The 16,968-nt window shown below is 67.7% G+C and carries 21 protein-coding genes; 12 read left to right on the top strand and 9 right to left on the bottom strand.

Annotated features, from left to right (window positions below; all coding sequences use genetic code 11):
* Window positions 1-67 precede the first annotated feature (67 nt).
* The 3 genes from V3W47_RS13650 to V3W47_RS13640 all read left to right on the top strand — a co-directional run bounded on the left by V3W47_RS13650 (window position 68) and on the right by V3W47_RS13640 (window position 4,017).
* Window positions 68-1,828, top strand: coding sequence for a V-type ATP synthase subunit A (locus tag V3W47_RS13650; RefSeq protein WP_331825773.1), 1,761 nt, complete (start codon window positions 68-70; stop codon window positions 1,826-1,828).
* Window positions 1,825-3,234, top strand: coding sequence for a V-type ATP synthase subunit B (locus tag V3W47_RS13645; protein ID WP_331825772.1), 1,410 nt, complete (start codon window positions 1,825-1,827; stop codon window positions 3,232-3,234). The genes V3W47_RS13650 and V3W47_RS13645 overlap by 4 nt, the downstream gene beginning before the upstream one ends.
* Window positions 3,235-3,348: 114 nt before the next feature.
* A complete protein-coding gene (locus tag V3W47_RS13640; RefSeq protein WP_331825771.1) occupies window positions 3,349-4,017 on the top strand; it encodes a V-type ATP synthase subunit D in 669 nt (222 codons plus the stop codon).
* A gap of 46 nt (window positions 4,018-4,063) precedes the next feature.
* Here V3W47_RS13640 and V3W47_RS13635 read toward each other — a convergent pair whose 3' ends face one another.
* The 4 genes from V3W47_RS13635 to V3W47_RS13620 all read right to left on the bottom strand — a co-directional run bounded on the left by V3W47_RS13635 (window position 4,064) and on the right by V3W47_RS13620 (window position 6,672).
* Window positions 4,064-4,636, bottom strand: a complete 573-nt coding sequence (locus V3W47_RS13635; protein WP_331825770.1) for an HD domain-containing protein — start codon at window positions 4,634-4,636, stop codon at window positions 4,064-4,066.
* Between the two features lie 6 nt (window positions 4,637-4,642).
* Window positions 4,643-4,873: a hypothetical protein gene (locus V3W47_RS13630; RefSeq protein ID WP_331825769.1), complete on the bottom strand. Its 231-nt coding sequence runs from the start codon at window positions 4,871-4,873 to the stop codon at window positions 4,643-4,645.
* Between the two features lie 66 nt (window positions 4,874-4,939).
* Window positions 4,940-5,911 carry an NAD(P)H-dependent glycerol-3-phosphate dehydrogenase gene (locus V3W47_RS13625; RefSeq protein WP_331825768.1) on the bottom strand — a complete coding sequence of 324 codons (972 nt, stop codon included), beginning with the start codon at window positions 5,909-5,911 and terminating at the stop codon, window positions 4,940-4,942.
* A complete protein-coding gene (locus V3W47_RS13620) occupies window positions 5,908-6,672 on the bottom strand; it encodes a class I SAM-dependent DNA methyltransferase (RefSeq protein WP_331825767.1) in 765 nt (254 codons plus the stop codon). Before V3W47_RS13620 ends, V3W47_RS13625 begins: the two co-directional genes overlap by 4 nt.
* 162 nt (window positions 6,673-6,834) lie before the next feature.
* On the opposite strand from V3W47_RS13620, the gene V3W47_RS13615 reads away from it, so the two are divergent.
* A complete protein-coding gene (locus V3W47_RS13615) occupies window positions 6,835-7,302 on the top strand; it encodes a hypothetical protein (RefSeq protein ID WP_331825766.1) in 468 nt (155 codons plus the stop codon).
* A 99-nt stretch (window positions 7,303-7,401) separates the two neighbouring features.
* On the opposite strand, the gene V3W47_RS13610 is transcribed toward V3W47_RS13615, so the two are convergent.
* Entirely contained in the window at window positions 7,402-7,950 is a 549-nt protein-coding gene (locus tag V3W47_RS13610) for a DUF1802 family protein (protein WP_331825765.1), read from the bottom strand.
* Window positions 7,951-8,023: 73 nt separating this feature from the next.
* On the opposite strand from V3W47_RS13610, the gene mazE reads away from it, so the two are divergent.
* The 3 genes from mazE to V3W47_RS13595 all read left to right on the top strand — a co-directional run bounded on the left by mazE (window position 8,024) and on the right by V3W47_RS13595 (window position 8,867).
* Entirely contained in the window at window positions 8,024-8,275 is a 252-nt protein-coding gene (mazE, locus tag V3W47_RS13605; protein ID WP_331825764.1) for a type II toxin-antitoxin system MazE family antitoxin, read from the top strand.
* On the top strand, window positions 8,272-8,511 hold the full coding sequence (locus V3W47_RS13600; protein WP_331825763.1) for a PIN domain-containing protein: 240 nt from the start codon (window positions 8,272-8,274) through the stop codon (window positions 8,509-8,511). The genes mazE and V3W47_RS13600 overlap by 4 nt, the downstream gene beginning before the upstream one ends.
* Before the next feature lie 194 nt (window positions 8,512-8,705).
* Window positions 8,706-8,867 carry a hypothetical protein gene (locus V3W47_RS13595; RefSeq protein WP_331825762.1) on the top strand — a complete coding sequence of 54 codons (162 nt, stop codon included), beginning with the start codon at window positions 8,706-8,708 and terminating at the stop codon, window positions 8,865-8,867.
* A 54-nt stretch (window positions 8,868-8,921) separates the two neighbouring features.
* Here V3W47_RS13595 and V3W47_RS13590 read toward each other — a convergent pair whose 3' ends face one another.
* On the bottom strand, window positions 8,922-9,290 hold the full coding sequence (locus tag V3W47_RS13590; RefSeq protein ID WP_331825761.1) for a type II secretion system protein: 369 nt from the start codon (window positions 9,288-9,290) through the stop codon (window positions 8,922-8,924).
* A 59-nt stretch (window positions 9,291-9,349) separates the two neighbouring features.
* The gene (locus tag V3W47_RS13585) at window positions 9,350-9,751 is read right to left on the bottom strand and encodes a prepilin-type N-terminal cleavage/methylation domain-containing protein (protein ID WP_331825760.1); all 402 of its coding nucleotides are present in this window, start codon (window positions 9,749-9,751) and stop codon (window positions 9,350-9,352) included.
* 351 nt (window positions 9,752-10,102) lie between these two features.
* Between V3W47_RS13585 and V3W47_RS13580 the strand changes: the two genes are divergently transcribed.
* The 5 genes from V3W47_RS13580 to nrdR all read left to right on the top strand — a co-directional run bounded on the left by V3W47_RS13580 (window position 10,103) and on the right by nrdR (window position 14,989).
* A complete protein-coding gene (locus V3W47_RS13580) occupies window positions 10,103-12,706 on the top strand; it encodes a replicative DNA helicase (RefSeq protein WP_442877229.1) in 2,604 nt (867 codons plus the stop codon).
* Window positions 12,706-13,374 (top strand): NUDIX hydrolase, encoded by a 669-nt coding sequence (locus tag V3W47_RS13575; protein WP_331825758.1) that lies wholly within the window; start codon window positions 12,706-12,708, stop codon window positions 13,372-13,374. The genes V3W47_RS13580 and V3W47_RS13575 overlap by 1 nt, the downstream gene beginning before the upstream one ends.
* Before the next feature lie 92 nt (window positions 13,375-13,466).
* Window positions 13,467-13,673 (top strand): hypothetical protein, encoded by a 207-nt coding sequence (locus V3W47_RS13570; protein ID WP_331825757.1) that lies wholly within the window; start codon window positions 13,467-13,469, stop codon window positions 13,671-13,673.
* A gap of 61 nt (window positions 13,674-13,734) precedes the next feature.
* On the top strand, window positions 13,735-14,448 hold the full coding sequence (locus V3W47_RS13565; RefSeq protein WP_331825756.1) for an SDR family NAD(P)-dependent oxidoreductase: 714 nt from the start codon (window positions 13,735-13,737) through the stop codon (window positions 14,446-14,448).
* Between the two features lie 88 nt (window positions 14,449-14,536).
* Window positions 14,537-14,989, top strand: a complete 453-nt coding sequence (nrdR, locus tag V3W47_RS13560; RefSeq protein ID WP_331825755.1) for a transcriptional regulator NrdR — start codon at window positions 14,537-14,539, stop codon at window positions 14,987-14,989.
* 57 nt (window positions 14,990-15,046) lie between these two features.
* Here the strand turns inward: nrdR and V3W47_RS13555 are convergent, their stop codons facing one another.
* Window positions 15,047-16,000, bottom strand: a complete 954-nt coding sequence (locus V3W47_RS13555; RefSeq protein ID WP_331825754.1) for a branched-chain amino acid ABC transporter permease — start codon at window positions 15,998-16,000, stop codon at window positions 15,047-15,049.
* Window positions 15,997-16,887: a branched-chain amino acid ABC transporter permease gene (locus V3W47_RS13550; RefSeq protein WP_331825753.1), complete on the bottom strand. Its 891-nt coding sequence runs from the start codon at window positions 16,885-16,887 to the stop codon at window positions 15,997-15,999. The genes V3W47_RS13555 and V3W47_RS13550 overlap by 4 nt, the downstream gene beginning before the upstream one ends.
* Window positions 16,888-16,968 lie beyond the last annotated feature (81 nt).

Here is a 16,968-nt window from a genome sequence, read left to right as displayed (position 1 = left end):
AACGCCGTCCTGAGCACCCTCTAGACTACTGACCCCTCGACCTCTCGACCTCTCCGAAGGAGAAATGATGACGCAGAACAAGCAGGGCGTCGTGCAGAACATCGCCGGCCCCGCCGTGATCGCCAATCACATGTACGGCGCGAAGATGTACGACATTGTGCGCGTGGGCAACGAGCGCCTCGTGGGCGAGATCATTCGCCTCGACGGCGACACGGCCTTCGTGCAGGTGTACGAGGACACGAGCGGCCTGACGGTCGGGGAGCCGGTGGTCACGACCAACCTGCCGCTGTCCGTCGAACTCGGGCCGGGGATGCTCAACGGCATCTACGACGGCATCCAGCGCCCCCTCGACAAGATTCGGGAGGCGTCGGGCGACTTCATCGCGCGCGGCATCGAGGTCAGCAGCCTCGACCGGACGAAGACGTGGAGCTTCACGCCGAGCGTGGGGGTGGGCGATACGGTCACGGGCAGCTCCATCCTGGGCACCGTGCCGGAGTTCTCCTTCACGCACAAGATTCTCACGCCCCCCGAGGCGCAGGGCCGCCTGCGGAGCATCGTCCCGGCGGGCGAGTACACCATCGACGACACCATCGCGGAGCTGGAGGACGGCACGAAGCTGCGGATGGCGCACTACTGGCCCGTCCGCGCGCCGCGTCCGGTGGCCCGCAAGCTCGATCCCAGCCTGCCGTTCCTCACGGGGATGCGGATTCTCGACGTGATGTTCCCCCTCGTGATGGGCGGCGCGGCGGCGATTCCCGGCCCCTTCGGCTCGGGCAAGACGGTGACGCAACAGAGCGTGGCGAAGTACGGCAATGCCGACATCGTGGTGTACGTGGGCTGCGGCGAGCGCGGCAACGAGATGACGGACGTGCTGGTGGAGTTCCCCGAGCTAGAGGACCCCAAGACCGGCAACCCGCTGATGCAGCGCACGATCCTGATCGCCAACACCTCCAACATGCCGGTGGCCGCGCGTGAGGCGTCGGTGTACACGGGCATCACCCTCGCCGAGTACTTCCGCGACCAGGGCTACAGCGTGTCGCTGATGGCCGACTCGACGAGCCGCTGGGCCGAGGCGCTCCGCGAGATTTCCTCCCGCCTGGAGGAGATGCCCGCAGAAGAAGGCTACCCGCCCTACCTGGGCGCGAAGCTGGCCGCCTTCTACGAGCGCTCCGGCGCGGTGAAGACCCTCGCGGGCGAGGACGGCGCGGTGTCCGTGATCGGGGCCGTGTCCCCGGCGGGCGGCGACATGTCCGAACCCGTCACCCAGGCGACCCTCCGCATCACGGGCGCGTTCTGGCGTCTGGACGCGGGCCTGGCCCGTCGCCGTCACTTCCCCGCGATCAACTGGAACGGCTCGTACTCGCTGTTCACGCCCATCCTCGACTCGTGGTACCGCGAGAACGTGGGGCGCGACTTCCCCGAACTGCGCCAGCGCATCGGCAACATCCTCCAGCAGGAGGCGTCTTTGCAGGAGGTCGTGCAGCTCGTCGGCCCGGACGCCCTTCAGGACCAGGAGCGTCTCGTCATCGAGGCGGGCCGGATGCTGCGGCAGGACTTCCTCCAGCAGAACGGCTTCGACCCGGTGGACGCCAGCGCCTCCATGCCCAAGAACTACGGCCTGATGAAGATGATGCTGAAGTTCTACGATGAGGCCGACGCCGCGCTGAAGCAGGGGGCCACCATCGACGAGATCATCCGCAACCCCGTGATCGAGAGGCTGTCGCGCGCCCGCTATGTGGCCGAGGGTGAGTTCAACGCCTACGGCGAGAGCGTGATGGACGAACTCGACACGACCTTCAAAACTGCCGCGAGAGGGGTGGGCGCGTGACCCTCCTGAAGAAGGAATACAACGATGTCGCGTACATCTCCGGGCCGCTGCTGTTCGTGAACGCGGCCTCGGACCTCGCCTACGGGGCCATCGTGGATATCCGCGACGGCACGGGCCGGACGCGCGGCGGGCAGGTCATCTCGGTGTCCGACCAGAACGCCGTCATCCAGGTGTTCGAGGAGACGCGCGGGCTGGACCTCGCCACCGCTTCGGTGAGCCTCGTGGAGGACGTAGCCCGCCTCGGCGTGAGCCGGGAGATGATCGGTCGCCGCTTCGACGGGCTGGGCCGTCCCATCGACGGGCTGCCCGCCGTGGTCGCCGAGCAGCGCCTCTCGATCAACGGGCAGCCCATGAACCCGGCAGCCCGCGCCAAGCCCGAGGAGTTCATCCAGACGGGGATCAGCACCATCGACGTGCAGACCTCGCTGATTCGCGGGCAGAAGCTCCCGGTGTTCTCCGGCTCGGGTCTGCCTCACAACGAACTCGCGGCGCAGATCGCCCGTCAGGCGAAGGTGCCCGGCCACGAGGGCGACTTCGCGGTGGTGTTCGCGGCGATGGGCCTGACCCAGCGTGAGGTCTCGTTCTTCACGCAGGAGTTCGAGCGCACGGGGGCGCTGGCCCGGTCGGTCCTCTTCCTGAACCGCGCGGACGACCCCGCCGTGGAGCGGCTGCTCACCCCCCGTATGGCGCTGACGACCGCCGAGTACCTCGCGTTCGAGCAGGGCTATCACGTCCTCGTGATCCTGACCGACCTGACGAACTACTGCGAGGCGCTGCGTGAGATCGGCGGCGCGCGTGAGGAGATTCCCGGTCGGCGCGGCTTCCCCGGCTACATGTACACCGACCTCGCCTCCCTCTACGAGCGCGCGGGCGTGGTGCAGGGCAAGCCCGGCTCAGTCACGCAGATTCCGATTCTGTCGATGCCCGACGACGACATCACCCACCCCATCCCCGACCTGACCGGGTACATCACCGAGGGGCAGATCGTGGTGGACCGTGGCCTGAACGCGAAGGGCATTTTCCCGCCGATCAACCCCCTGCCGTCGCTGTCCCGTCTCCAGGGCAACGGCATCGGCAAGGGCAAGACGCGCGCCGACCACAAGAACGTCTCCGACCAGCTCTTCGCCGCCTACGCGAACGGCCTCGACCTCCGCAAGCTCGTCGCCATCACGGGTGAGGACGCGCTGACCGAGACCGACAAGCTGTACCTGCGCTTCGCCGACGACTTCGAGACGTACTTCATCGGCCAGGGCGACCAGGACCGCTCCATCGAGGACAGCCTGACGGTGGCGTGGGCCATCCTCTCCAAGCTGCCCCAGAGCCAGCTCACCCGCCTCTCGAAGGATTCCATCGACAAGTTCTACGGGGCGAAGGTGGACGAGATGTGGCGGGGGAACCGGATTTAAAGCCTTCAGCAATTAGCTTTCAGCAGTCAGCAAGATAAGCTGAAGCATCAGTCTCTTCTTGCTGAAAGCTGAGGGCTGACCGCTGATCGCTTCACCGACGAAGGAGGTGGAATCATGGCAGGACAGATCAGCCCCACCCGCTCCGCCCTGCTCGCCAGCAAGGCCAGCCTCAAGACGGCCTCGGGCGGCGCGGACCTCCTCAAGCGCAAGCGGGACGCCCTGATCGGGGAGTTCTTCGCGCTCGTGAAGGACGCGCTGGCCGCCCGTGAGCAGCTCGGCGGCGTGAGCAAGGGCGCGTATACCAGCCTGTTCGGCGCGAAGGCGTGGGACAGCCCGGAGGCGGTGGAGAGCCTGAGCCTCGCGGGCAGCGGGGACTACGCCGTGAAGATGCAGATCGAGAGCATCTACGGCGTGAAGGTGCCGAAGATCGACATTCCCGAGCGTTCGCAGCAGGTCAATTTCAGCCCGATCAACGTCGGCGCGCGGACCATTCAGGCGGCGACCGACTTCGGCGGCGTGATGGAGGCCATCGTCAAGGTCGCCGCGACCGAGACGAAGCTGCGGCGCATCGGCGAGGAGATCAAGAAGACCTCCCGCCGCGTGAACGCGCTGGAGCAGGTCGTGATTCCCGGCATCCAGGACGACATCCGCTTCATTCGCGGCGTCCTCGACCAGCGCGAGCGCGAGGAAAGCTTCCGCCTCAAGAAGATCAAGGCGAAGCTGGAGCGCGAGAAGGAAGAGCAGAACGTCCAGGCCGGGCAGCACGGCACCGCCGCCGACTGAACGCCGAGAAGGACGAAGACCGCCTCCACGTGGGGCGGTTTTTTCGTTACAACCTCTTGAGGGCTGCCGTGAGATTGACCTGCGCCCGCCCCTCCAACTCCGTGAACTCCGGCGTGGTGAAGATGCGCTCCCGTTCGAGGAAGCCGCGCAGCACCTTCCGCCGCCCTATGCTGTAGAGCGGACCCGGCACGTGGGCATATTCCCGACGGATGGTCGCGTCGTAGGCGGCGAACGTCCGCTCGTCCGCACCCAGAATGCTCAAGTCAGCGTCCACGAGGAGGGCTTCGGCGCGGGTCGTCGGAGGAGCCGCGTGCTTCGTGGCGAGGATGAGGGGGCGGACCTCGGCCATAAGTTCTGAGGATGCGCCCTGCTCACGCAACCACTTCCCGAACACCTCCGCACTCCGCTCCTCGTTGTCGCTTGCCCGTGGGTTGTAGATGAAGTCGTGACCCCAGACGGCGAGGGCGAGGGTTGGGGTCAGCAACCCGCGTGAGTCCAGCGCCTCCAGCACCGCCCGCACATGCTCCGCGCTGTGGTAGGCGCGGTGGGCCTCGGCATAGAAGGGCCGCGCGAACGCCTCGGCGGCGGTCAGAAGGTCGCCCGGCTCCACGTCATTCACCGACGACTACAACTTGGCTGAGTCGGTGGAGTCCGCCACCTTGCGCCGGGTGGGCGGCTTGCGGGCGGGCGCGGCGGCGGGCTTATGCTCGGGGTCCAGACCGCACAGGATGTTGTAGGTGCGGCGGATGTCGGCGGCGCGGGCCTCCACGTAGCCCTGCCCCATCGTGCCCTCGTAAGTGTTGCGCTCGGTGAGGTAGAAGGCGAAGTGCAGAGCTTTGGTCTCGAATGTTTCCATAATTGCTTTTGGTATATCAGCGGGAGAGGGGAAGAGGACCGCGCTTGCCCAGCCCTCTAGACTCTTTCACGTCTCCAGCTCCGCCTTCGCGTCCCGCTCCATCAGGTGCGCGAGGCCCATCTCCGGCGTCCACTCCCCGCCTGTCACCCGCGCCACCGCCCGCACGATGGGGAGGTCGTGGCCGTGGGCGCTGGCCCAGGCGTCCAGCAGGCCCGCCGTCCGCAGGCCCTCCACCACCTTGCCGCCCTGCGCCGGACTCTCGCCGCGTGCCAGCGCCTCCCCGGCGGCACGGTTGCGGCTGTGGCGGCTCGTCGCGGTCGCCACGAGGTCGCCCAGGCCGCTCAAGCCATATACGGTGTCCTCGTGGGCACCGAGGGAGTGCAGGTAGCGGCCCATCTCCCGCAAGCCGCGCGTGATCAGGGTGGCTTTGGCGTTGTCTCCCAGCCGCAGGCCGTCCCCCATGCCCGCCGCCAGCGCGATCACGTTCTTCAGCACGCCGCCGAGTTCCACGCCCACCTCGTCCGTGCTCGTGTACACCCGCAGGCTGGGGGAGACGAGGGCCGTCTGCACCGCCGCCGCCAGCGCCGTATCTGTACTCGCCACCACCGTCGCGGCGGGCAGGCCGCGCCCGACCTCCTCGGCGTGGTTGGGGCCGCTGAGGACGGCGACGCGGAGAAAGCCCATCTCGCGCGCCAACTCGGTCAGCCGCCGCCCGTCGGGCGCGAGGCCCTTCGCGCACAGCACGACGCCCAACTCACGCGGCAGCCCCTCCAGCAGTTCCGGCACCCCCACGCTCGGCACGACGACGAGGGCGAAGTCGGCCCCCGCCACTGCCTCCCCCAGGTTTGCCGTCACGCCCACCCCGTCCAGCAGGGTCACGCCCGGCAGGTACTCCCGGTTCTCGCGCACCTCGCCGAGCCGGGCCGCGAAGTCCGCCCGCCGCGCCCAGAGGGTCGCCCGCCGCCCCGCCCGCGTGACCGCGACGGCCAGAGCTGTTCCCCAGCCCCCGGCCCCGAGGACCGGAACTGGCCCGCTCACGCGCCCACCCACGCGAAGACCCACACGCGCGGCGTGTCCGGCGAGGGCGGCGCGTAGTCCGGGTATTCCACAATCTCCCAGCGGTCGAATCCTGCGTCTCGCAGCAGCGGTTCGAGGTCCGCCGGGTCGTACCCACGTTCGCGGTGGACCTCCACGAACTCCTCCCAGCCGCCCCGGTCGTCCTGCACCCGGCACAGGGCCTGGACCACACCGAGGTCGGCCTCCGCGTCGTGGTGGTGCGACCAGTGGTAGTGGACCTCACGCCCGTCCGGCGTCCGCGCCAGCCCCTCCACGGCGTCACCCTCCCACAGGTCGCGCACCCCGATTCGCGTGTTCAGGTCGCAGGCGAGCAGGCCGCCTGGGTGGAGGTGTGCCCGCGCCCGCGCCAGGGCCGCCCCCAGGTCGGCGGGCGTGAGGAGGTTGTTCAGGCTATCGAACACGCAGGTCACGAGGTCGAACGTCTCCCCCAGGTCGAAGGTGCGGAGGTCGCCGACGGAGAGGGCCACCCCCGGCCCCAGCCGCCCTCGGGCCACCCGCAGCATCTCGGCGCTGCCGTCCAGCCCATGTACCCGCAGGCCCGCCGCCAGGAGTTCCCGCGTCAGTCCCCCGGTCCCACACGCGAGGTCCAGGGCCGAGCGCGCCTCCAGCCCCCCGTCCCGCGCGTAGGTCAGCACGAAGTCGGCCCAGTGGTCGTATTCCACGTCCGCCATAATTGCGTCGTACACGGCGGCGAGCGCGGTGAAGGGAGGCTGACTCTGCATGGGGGGGAGTCTACCGCCCCCGTCTCCTCAACGCCGCGTCAGGTGTCAAGGGAGAATTCGGCCTTCTATGAATGGCCCGTGAGTCCAGCGGGAAGGCTTGCCCTGTAGCTCATCCCCCAATCCAGGGGCTACGGTAGGGCCATCACCACAGGAGGTCTTCCCATGAAACAGCTTCTCGCTCTCGCGGCCCTCGGCACCGTCGCCCTCAGTTCCTGCACCCTCGCGGGCAACCCCGTCAAGAAGGACGTGACGGGCCAACTGCGCGGCTTTTCCGCCAACCAGAACCTCGGCCTCGCGCTCGTCGGCTTCAACAACGGCCAGTACACCGCCGACGGCACCCAATCGCAGGTCATCGACAAGTTCCTGACGGGCGGCTTCGCGCTCGACCTGCCCACCAACGTACCCTACGGCACCTACCGCGTGATCGTCTTCCGCGACGCCAACAGCGACAACCGCTTCAACACGGGCGACACGGTGCTCAGCCGCGACAACGGCAAGCTCCTCGTCCTCGCCCAGCGCGACAACCAGTTCTTCAACGGCACCAAGCGCGGCTGGAACCTCTACAGCGGCGGCAGCGTCCAGACCACCCTGCTCAACAACTACGACCTCGACGCCATCGCCGCCCAGTAGGTTCCGGCGCGGCACCGACAGGGGGAGGCTTGCGGGCCTCTCCCTCCTCCATGTGATGGGCCGCCAGCTTCCAGCGACCAGCCAAGCTCGCAGGAGCAGCTACACGCCGAGCGCCCCCTCAACTTCCGTTCGCAGCCGCCCCAGTTCCTCGTCTCCGAGCACGGGTGGCCCGGCCTGCACGTCCAGCTCACCCAGCGGCACCCAGCTCACGCAGCCGAGCATCTGGGGCGTCTCGGGCAGCCGCAGGGAAGTGGTGAGTGGGCGCACCCGCAGCAGCAGGGCGTGGACCCACGGGCGGCCCCGGTAGTGGAATCGGCGCTCGATGGCTCCCGCCGTCAACGCCTGGTACGGCTCCAGCGCGAGCGCCTGCTCCAACGACTCGACCTTGTGGACTGCCACCACTTCAGCCAGCGCGGGAAGGATGATCTGGCCGGGATCGGGATCGTCGCGCAGGAGGGGTGTGAACTCCGGGCGCAGCTCCGCCGGGTTCTGGTGCAGGAAGGTGGGGTAGAGGAGAAAGGCGCGGTGCTCGACCTCGAAGCCCTCGTGCGTCTCCATGATGCCGCCCTTGCGGACGAGGAGGGCGGTCTTCCCGGTGGTGACGGCCTGACACTGGGTATCCCATTCCTTGAGGGCGAAGGTGGTCATGGGGAAGAGGGTAGCGCGGGGTATGCGGGTGGTCGTTCGGACACCATTCGTTCCCCTCTACAATAAGGAGGCCATGACGAACATCCGGGGCACAGTCAAGGACGGACAACTCGTCTTTCCCGCCGAGGTGACGGCCCAACTGGGGTTGCACGAGGGTGAGGCCGTCGAACTGCCGGAGGCGGTGTTGGCGGCGGGACGTGGCCTTGTCAGCGCGGGGGACAATCCGTTCACCGCCTGGGTCGGCACCCTTCCCCCCTTGCCGGAAGGGCAGGACGCCGTAAGCTTTACCCGTGAATTGCGCGGTGAGGAAGAGGACGCCACTTGACGACCGACCGGGCGGCGCTCGACTCCAACATCCTGAATACCCTGCTCCGCCGTGAGCCGTCTGCGCTCCGCGTGGCTGGTCTGCTGGGTACGCTCCGCCAAACGCATTCTTTGGTGATCTGTCCAGTGGTGTATGCCGAACTGCTGGCCGGGCCGGGAGCCTCCGTCGCGCATCTCTGGCAATTTCTGCTCAGCACCGAGGTGACGCTCGATCAACAGTTGCCGCTCACGGTCTGAGAGGAGACGGGGCGGGGATACGGCCAGTATGCCCTGCGCCGCAAGGCAAGCGGCGGTGGTCTCCCTCGACGACTGCTGGCTGACTTCATCGTCGGTGCTCATGCACAGCAGACATGTACCTGCCTGGTCACGCTGGACCCACAGCATTAGCAACTGGCTTTCCCTGGGTTGAGGGTGATCTCACCTTGAGCTTGATGCCCCGCAAGTCTAACCCCACCAGCATCCGCCTGAGCACCGACCTGGAGCGGCGGCTGCGGCATCTGGCGGAGTTGAAGGGCACCTCCTACCAGACGCTCCTCAAGGAGTTCGGGCTGGAGCGGGTATACGAGGAAGAGAAGCGGTTGGGGGTGGTTTAAATAAAGTGCGAAGGAGCGCCCCGTTTGGAGAGCGCCCCTTCTGCCCTGTAACCTCTATTGATTGAAGTCGAAGACTTTACCGTTCACGGTGGTCACTCTGACGAGGTAGCGGGCGCTTCCCAGTTGTTGAACCTGACATTTTGTCACCCCGAGCGGCGGGGAGCTGGGCGCTCCTTGCGCGAGGTACTGGGGAGCAGTGCAATCCGGCAGCAGGTGACTCGTGCTGTCTCCCGGCTGCTCGGCTACCCACGCCGTCACGTGCCCGAAAAGCTGCTTGCCGTAGGCGCGGGCGGCGAGGTCGTTGGCTTTGGCGCGTGAGGCCAGAACGTTAGGGAAGACGAACGAGGCGAGAAGCACGATAACTCCCAGGACGATCAGAAGCTCTATCAGGGTGAAGCCCGACTGACGAGCCGTCTTTCGCATGTTTACTCCATATATGAAAAAAGAGGGGCTAACCCCTCTTCAAGCGCTGCTATGTTGGTTTACGACTTGCTGATCTTGCTGCCGTCGTAGTCGAACTTGACGCCGCTGTTCATCACGAGAGCGATGGTGTAGTTGTCGGCGGTGCCAGCCGTAACGACGCAGGACGTGACGCCAGCGGGAAGCTCGGTCGCCGTCTTACCCTGAGCCACCGTGCAGTCCTCCGTGGCGTTGGCAGCCATCGCCGTCTTGTCAGCCTTCATCAGCTTGCCAGTCACGCTGTCGCGGTTGGTTTCGACGGCGGTCACGGTGTTGCGGACGAAGCTCTGCGCGGCGCTCTCGTTGGCCTTACCACGGGCGCTGAGCAGGTTGGGGATGAGGACCGCCGCGAGGATACCGATGATAGCGATCACGATGAGCAGCTCGATGAGGGTGAAGCCCTGGGTGCGGTTCTGGTTCTTCATGTCTTCTCTCCTGGTGGACCGTCGGGATAAGGAATCGGGAGATGTTCCGTCGGGTCTGGGATGGCGTTGCAGGTCCGGGTGTCTCCCGTCCTTGCTGAGAAAAGGTTATGTGGGCGCTCCTAACAAGCCTCTTACTGAGGTGGACGTGAGGAGCGGGGCAGCCGGGGGGGTGGGGGATACGGCGCGGGGCGGGGTGGTATGATGCGCGGCAGTTCAGCCTGGCCCGCCGCCGGGCGAATGGGCCGACGCTGGCCCACCCAGTTCATTTCCGCCATCTGCCGCGCGCCTCCCGCCTGGGGTGCCGCGTCCGGCCTGGCGTGCCTGACCAGATTGCAAAGAGAGGCCCCGACTTTGGAACTCACCCCGCGTGTTCCCCCCCACAGCAACGACGCCGAGATCAGCGTGCTGGGCAGCATCCTGCTCGACAACGACACCCTCGCCCAGCTCGGCGATACGGTCGGCCCCGAGATGTTCTACCGGGAGGGCCACCGCAAGATTTTCGCGGCGATGCGAATCCTTCAGGAGCGGGGCGAGCCGGTGGACCTCGTGACCCTCAGCGAGGACCTGCGGGTGCGGGGGCAGCTCGACGAGGTGGGCGGGCTGGCCTACCTCATCGGGCTGGCGGATCAGGTGCCCACCGCCGCCTACGCCGAGCACTACGCGCGCATCGTGCAGGAAAAACACACCCTGCGTCAGCTCATCAGCGCGTCGGGCAAGGCGATGCAACTCGCCTACGAGGCGCAACTGCCCCTGGAGGACCTGCTCGACCGCGCCGAGAAGCTGATCTTCGAGGTCGCCCAGCAGAAGAAGACCGAGGGCTTTCAGGAGATGAGCGAGGTCGTCCACGACACCTTCGAGTACATCACCCTCCTGCACGCCAACAAGGGCATTCCCGACGGCGTGAGCAGCGGCTTCAAGGACCTCGACGAGCAGATCAGCGGGTTGCAGAAGGGGAGCTTGAACGTGCTGGCGGCGCGGCCTAGTATGGGAAAAACCGCGTTCGCGCTGTCTATAGCGCAAAACGTCGCCCTGCGCGGTGAGAAGACGGTCGCGGTCTTCAGCCTGGAGATGCCCTCGGTGCAGCTCGCCCTGCGGATGCTGTGCAGCGAGGCGCGGGTGGACATGAACCGCATCCGGAGCGGGCAGCTCAACGAGCGCGACTTCGAGCGGCTGGCTCACGCGGCGGGCCGTCTCGCCGAGGCCCCGATGGTCATCGACGACGAACCGGACCTGACCCTCAACGCGCTGAGGAGCAAGCTCCGCCGCATCGCCGCGCAACACGGGCAACTCGGCCTCGTCGTCATCGACTACCTGCAACTCATGTCGGGCGGCAAGAGCAACGGCGGAAGTGACAATCGGCAGCAGGAAATCAGCACCATTTCGCGCGGACTCAAGGGACTCGCGCGTGAGTTGGAAGTGCCGGTCATGGTTTTAAGTCAGTTGAGCCGTGCTGTAGAGCAGAGGCCGAACCATAGGCCGATGCTCTCCGACCTGCGCGAGTGTGTAACGGGTGACACGCTGGTGACGCTGGCGGACGGGCGGCGCGTGCCCATCCGGGACCTCGTGGGGGAGACGCCGGAGGTCCTGGCGATGCGCGAGGACGGACGGATCGTGCCCGCGCGCAGCGACCTCGTGTGGGAGGTCGGGCGGCGGCCCGTGCTGGACCTCGTGACGCGGAGTGGGCGGCGACTGCGCGCGACGGGCGGGCACCGCGTCTACCGTTTGGGCGGTTGGGTCACGCTGGACGAAGTGCGGCCCGGCGACCGCGTGGCCCTGGCGCGGCGCGTGCCCGAACCCGTGGGGGCCGCGCCGGGCGAGTGGACGGGGGACCGGGTGGCCCTCCTCGCCCACCTGATCGGCGACGGGAGCTTCCTGAGGGGGCAGCCGCTCCGCTACACGACCGCCTCCGAGGAGAACAGCAGCCTCGTGACTCGCGCGGCGGAGGGGCTGGGGTCCACCGTCAGCCGTCACGCCGGGCGCGGGAACTGGCATCAGCTTGTGATCAGCGGGAATGGGACCCGCTGGCAGGCGGCGGGTGTGGGTGCGTGGCTCAAGAACCTGGGCATCTTCGGGCAGCGTTCCGCCGAGAAGCGTGTTCCAGTGGAGATATTCACCCTGCCGGATGGGTTGGTGGCGACCTTCCTGCGGCATCTGTGGGCCACGGACGGCTGCATCCACGTTCGGGAACGCGGTGGCTCCAGCCGGGTGTACTTCGCCACGTGCAGCGAGGGACTGGCACGGGACGTGGCGGCGCTGCTGCTGCGCTTCGGGATTGTGGCGCGGCTCAGGGCGGTTCCGCAGGGGACCCGGCCCGTCTGGAATGTGGACGTGAGCGGGACGGGGGCGCAACTCGCCTTTCTGGAGCGCGTGGGCACCTTCGGGCCGCGCGTGGAGGTGGGGGAGCGGCTGCGGGCGCTGCTTGCTTCCCGCCCCGGCAACACGAACGTGGACACCCTGTCGGGAGAGGTCTTCGACCGGGTGCGCTCGGTCATGCGCGAGCGCGGCGTCACTCACCGGGAGATGGCGGCCCGGAGAGGAACGGCCTACGGCGGAAACGCGCACTTCTCGTTCGCCCCGTCCAGGGCCGTGGCGCTGGAGTACGCCGACTTGCTGGAAGACGAGGTGCTGCGCGAGTGGGCGCAGAACGACCTCTCCTGGGACGAGGTGGTGAGCGTGACGCCCGCCGGGGAGGAGACCGTCTACGACCTCACGGTACCCGGCCCGGCCTCCTGGCTCGCGGACGGCCTCGTGAGCCACAACTCCGGCGCAATTGAGCAGGACGCAGATATCGTCATGTTTATCTACAGAGACGAGTATTACAACAAAGAGACCGACCAACAAGGAATTGCCGAGATCATCATCGGCAAGCAGCGTAACGGCCCGGTCGGCACGGTGAAGTTGCAGTTCCACTCCGCTCACGTGCGCTTCAACGACCTCGCGCCGGAGGGTGTCTGATGGCGGACGACGTGAAGACGGCGACGGGCGGCGCGGGCGGGCAGCGGCGGCGCAGGCGGCGGCGCAACGTGCGCCCGGCCCCGGCTGGGACAGCTCCGGCGGTGACGAGCGTGCCCATTCCCGCCGCGCCCCAGAAGCGCGGGCAGAAGCGTCCGCTCGCCGAGCCGCGCATCGGGGTGGGCTGCATCGTGCTGCGCGGCGACGAGATTCTGCTCGTGCGCGAGCGGGGGCGCTGGTCGCTGCCCAAAGGTGGGCTGGAGGCGGGCGAACTCGTGCAGGAGGGGGCGCGGCGCGAGACCTACGAGGAGACGGGCCTCGTCGTGGAGTTGCGCGACCTCGCCTTCATCGTGGAGTTCCAGGCGCAGACGTGGGGCCATCACCTTCAGTTCTTCTACACCGGGCGGGAGGTCGGCGGGACGCTGGGGCCGCGCGACCCCGACCGCGACGTACAGGAGGCCAAGTTCGTCCCCATCCGGCAACTGCGCGAGTTCATCCGCTTCCGCCCCCGCCTCGTCGCGCTGGAAACGTGGCTGCGCGAGCGGCGGCCCCGGCACTTCGTCTTCAATCTCGACAAGGAACCCGCCATGCTCCGCAAACGGCGGCGGGTGGGCGTGGGCGCGGTCGAACCCGAGGTGAGCGACGATGTGGGGGAGGAGGCGGACCTCTAGGGGCAGTCAGTCGCCAGCTTTGCGGGGAACACCTGCACTTCCGGCGTGTGGCACATCTTTTCACGCCCTGCTCTTTCTGTTAGAATCAGAATATGAAGCGGGTGTTACGTATCAAGGACGATTCCCTTCCCGTCAGCGGGCGCGGGTATGCCCACGTCTGCCCCCGCTGCGGGGAAGCCCTCACTCTGTTCGACCTGCGCGACGGCGACCAGGGGTACTGGTGCGGGCCGTGCGGGCGGGGGCACCGGGCGGGCGAGCTGCCGCCGGGGGCGCTGCGGCCCCTGCCACACGCGGGCTGACCCTCCATCCCCGAAGCCGCGCCCCCGCTCCCGCCCGAGTGGGGGCGCTATGCTGCGGGGCATGACCGCCGCTGCCTTTCCTCCCGGTGTCCCGCCCGTGCTGGCGGGGCAGGTGATCGCCGTGACGGGGGCGTGCCAGGGCTACGGACGGACGATCAGCGCGGCGCTGGCGCGGGCGGGGGCGAGCGTGGTCCTCGTGGGGGACAACAGCGAGACGCTGGCTGCCGCCGCGAGCGTGCTGGAGGCGGGGGGCGGGACCGCCGTGCCGATCCAGGCCGACGTGAGCGTACCGCTCGACTGGCTGAGCGCGCAAAACCGCGTGCTGGAAATCTTCGGGGCGCTCCACGGCATCGTCCACCTCGCCGACCGGCGGGCGCACACCAATTTCACGATGCTCAGCGAGGGCGAGTGGATGGACCTGTTCAACAACAACGTCAAGAGCAGCGTCGCCATCGCCCAGATCGTGCGCCGCCGCCTCGGCGGGACATGGCTCACCCTCGTCGGCCCGCACCTCGACGAGCGCGGCCTGCAAGTCCACCCGCAACGCGGTGCCCTGCGCGGCCTCGTGGAACACGGCCACGACGAGGACCTGCGCCTCAACCTCGTGTTGCCGGGACGGGCGAGCAGCGGGGACGAGAGTCTGGACCGTCCCCTCGCCGACGCCGTGCTCGCCCTTGCCACCCCCGCCCTGCTCCACCTGCGCGGCACGGTGCTGGAGGTGCCCCTGCCCGCCGCGCCACGGGGACGGGTGGTGGACCCGGCGCTGCTGCTGTGAGGAAGCCGCCAGCCGCCAGCTTCCAGCCGCCAGCGGGGAAAAGGGTCGCCTGCGGGCTTCTGGAACGGTGCCGTGGGAGAGTGGCCTCGTGAGGTGCCCCTACTGTTCTGCCCCGGACTCCAAAGTGGTGAACTCGCGGCCCAGCGACGATGGGGCGAGCATCCGCCGCCGCCGCGAGTGCCTGCGCTGCGCGCGGCGGTTCACGACCTACGAGCGTGCCCAGCTTGAGCCGCTGATGGTCGTCAAGCGCGGCGGACAGCGCGAGGCGTTCAATCCCGACAAACTGCTGCGTGGGCTGACCCTCGCCACCGAGAAACGCCCGGTGCCGGGGGAGAGGTTGCGCGCCTTTGCCTACGGCTTCGAGGACGAGGTGCAGGTCCCCGAGATCGAGAGCGGTGAGATCGGCAAGCGGGCGATGAGCTTCCTGCGTCCCCTCGACGACGTGGCCTACATCCGCTTCGCCAGCGTGTACCGCGACTTCGACAGCCTGGAGAGGTTCATCGAGGAGATTCGGGGGCTGAAGGACGGGGAGGACATGTAGAAAGCTTTCAGCCGTCAGCTTTGGTGGGCTGACGGCTGATCGCTGACTGCTGACGGCTTATCTTCTTCGCCAGTGCTGAACCGTCCCCACCACCCCGCGCCGGAAGAACAGCACCACGAGCACGAAGACGAGGCCCGTCACGATGCCCACGGGCAGGTTCGCGGTCGTCAGCACGTCGCGCAGGAGGAGCACCAGCCCAGCGCCGATCACCGGGCCGAAGAGGGTGGTCGTGCCGCCGAGGAGGGTCATCATGACGACCTCGCCGGAGGTGCGCCAGTTGACGACTTCCAGGCTGACGACCCCGTGACCAAAGGTGTACAGGCTCCCGGCGAGACCCGCCAGCCCCGCGCTGATCAGGAAGGCCGTGAACTTGAAGCGGGCCGGGTTATAGCCGATGCTCTGCGCCCGCTGCTCGTTGTCGCGCACCGCCTGAAGCGCCTGCCCGAAGGGGCTGCGGACGGTGCGGTAGGCGACGTAGAAGCCCACGGCGAATACCGCCAGCGCGAAGTAGTACCGGGTCACGGAGTCGCTGAAGTCCAGCCCCAGGAAGTTCGGGCGCGCGAAGCCCTGAAGGCCGTTCTCGCCGCCCGTCACGGCGGTCCATTGCAGCGCCAGGAACGAGAGCATCTGCGCGAAGGCGAGCGTGATCATCGAGAAGTAGATGCCCACCGAGCGCACGCTGAGAAAGGCGACGGGTACGGCGATCAGGAGCGCGGCCCCCGTCCCGCCCAGCATGGCGACGGGAACGCTCTGCCCCTGCGCGAGGAGGAAGGCCGTGACATACGCGCTCGTGCCCCAGAAGGCCGCGTGCCCGAAGCTCAGCAGGCCGGAGAAGCCGAACAGCAGGTCGAAGGCGACGGCGAAGAGGCCCCACGCCAGAATATCGAGCGCGAGCACCGGGTAGATCAGCCGGGGCAGGATGAGCAGAACGATCCCGAGGCCGATCAGCCACGCGGCACGGACGTTGCGCTCCCGGCCCGTGCGGGCGGCGGTGCGGGGGATGACGGTCATCGCGCCCCCTCCGGCAATCCGAACAGGCCGCTGGGCCGCACGAGGAGCACAATCGCCATCAGGATGAAGACGAGGGTATTTGCTATCGGGGGGTAAAGTGCCGCACCGATGGCGGCGAGCACGCCCACCGCGAAGCCCGTCACCACGCTGCCCAGGATGCTGCCCATCCCGCCGATCACGACCACGGCAAACGTCGTGATGATGAGTTCCGCGCCCATGTACGGCTCCACCGAGTAGATCGGGGCGGCCAGCACCCCGGCGAGACCCGCCAGCCCCACGCCGACGCCGAACATGCCCGTCACCCACTTGCCCACGTCGATGCCGAAGGCGCGCGTGACGTTCGGATTTTCCGTACTCGCGCGGATGATCGCGCCCACCCGCGTCTTCTCGATCACGAACCATGTGATCAGGCAGATGGCGAGCGCCAGCGCGATCACGAAGAGGCGGTACTTGGGAAAGACCACGAAGCCGAGGTTCACCACCCCGGAGAGCGCGGCGGGCGGCGTGTAGGGTGCGCTCGACACCGCGTACTGCGAGAGCATGACCTGTTTCACGAGGTCCTGCGTCAGCAGCGTCAGCCCGAAGGTCAGCAGCAGGTTGTAACTCGGCTCCAGCCCGTACAGCCGCGAGAGCAGCGACCGCTCCAGCACCATGCCGATGGCTCCCACGATGAGCGGCGCGAGGATCAGCGACGGCCAGAACCCCAGCCCCAGCGCCTGCCCCAGCGCAAAGGCCGTGAACGCGCCGAGCATGTAGAGCGCCCCGTGCATGAAATTGACGATGCGAAGCATCCCGAAGATGACCGCGAGGCCGAGCGAGAGCAGCGCGTAGAAGGCCCCGTTGACGAGGCCGTTGAACACCTGGATGAGGAAGAGTTGCGTGTTCATGGTTGTTTTTCCAAATGTCGAGGAGTCGAGGGGCCGAGAGGTCGAGAAAGCCTCGACGGCCCGACTCCTCGACCCCTAGAC

This window comes from Deinococcus sp. YIM 134068, from assembly GCF_036543075.1.
GTDB lineage: Bacteria > Deinococcota > Deinococci > Deinococcales > Deinococcaceae > Deinococcus > Deinococcus lichenicola.
The sequence above is the reverse complement of the archived record's forward strand: the minus strand, read 5'-3'. Positions and strand labels throughout refer to the sequence as shown.

Bases quoted from the DNA above. Each gene is read 5' to 3' on its own strand.
- V3W47_RS13630 (WP_331825769.1), bottom strand. From the start codon at position 4,873: ATGGAAACATTCGAGACCAAAGCTCTGCACTTCGCCTTCTACCTCACC.
- mazE (WP_331825764.1), top strand. From the start codon at position 8,024: ATGACGAACATCCGGGGCACAGTCAAGGACGGACAACTCGTCTTTCCC.
- V3W47_RS13640 (WP_331825771.1), top strand. From the start codon at position 3,349: ATGGCAGGACAGATCAGCCCCACCCGCTCCGCCCTGCTCGCCAGCAAG.
- V3W47_RS13650 (WP_331825773.1), top strand. From the start codon at position 68: ATGACGCAGAACAAGCAGGGCGTCGTGCAGAACATCGCCGGCCCCGCC.
- V3W47_RS13550 (WP_331825753.1), bottom strand. From the start codon at position 16,887: ATGAACACGCAACTCTTCCTCATCCAGGTGTTCAACGGCCTCGTCAAC.
- V3W47_RS13620 (WP_331825767.1), bottom strand. From the start codon at position 6,672: ATGCAGAGTCAGCCTCCCTTCACCGCGCTCGCCGCCGTGTACGACGCA.
- V3W47_RS13555 (WP_331825754.1), bottom strand. From the start codon at position 16,000: ATGACCGTCATCCCCCGCACCGCCGCCCGCACGGGCCGGGAGCGCAAC.
- V3W47_RS13615 (WP_331825766.1), top strand. From the start codon at position 6,835: ATGAAACAGCTTCTCGCTCTCGCGGCCCTCGGCACCGTCGCCCTCAGT.
- V3W47_RS13595 (WP_331825762.1), top strand. From the start codon at position 8,706: ATGCCCCGCAAGTCTAACCCCACCAGCATCCGCCTGAGCACCGACCTG.
- V3W47_RS13610 (WP_331825765.1), bottom strand. From the start codon at position 7,950: ATGACCACCTTCGCCCTCAAGGAATGGGATACCCAGTGTCAGGCCGTC.
- V3W47_RS13575 (WP_331825758.1), top strand. From the start codon at position 12,706: ATGGCGGACGACGTGAAGACGGCGACGGGCGGCGCGGGCGGGCAGCGG.
- V3W47_RS13565 (WP_331825756.1), top strand. From the start codon at position 13,735: ATGACCGCCGCTGCCTTTCCTCCCGGTGTCCCGCCCGTGCTGGCGGGG.
- V3W47_RS13585 (WP_331825760.1), bottom strand. From the start codon at position 9,751: ATGAAGAACCAGAACCGCACCCAGGGCTTCACCCTCATCGAGCTGCTC.
- V3W47_RS13590 (WP_331825761.1), bottom strand. From the start codon at position 9,290: ATGCGAAAGACGGCTCGTCAGTCGGGCTTCACCCTGATAGAGCTTCTG.
- V3W47_RS13570 (WP_331825757.1), top strand. From the start codon at position 13,467: ATGAAGCGGGTGTTACGTATCAAGGACGATTCCCTTCCCGTCAGCGGG.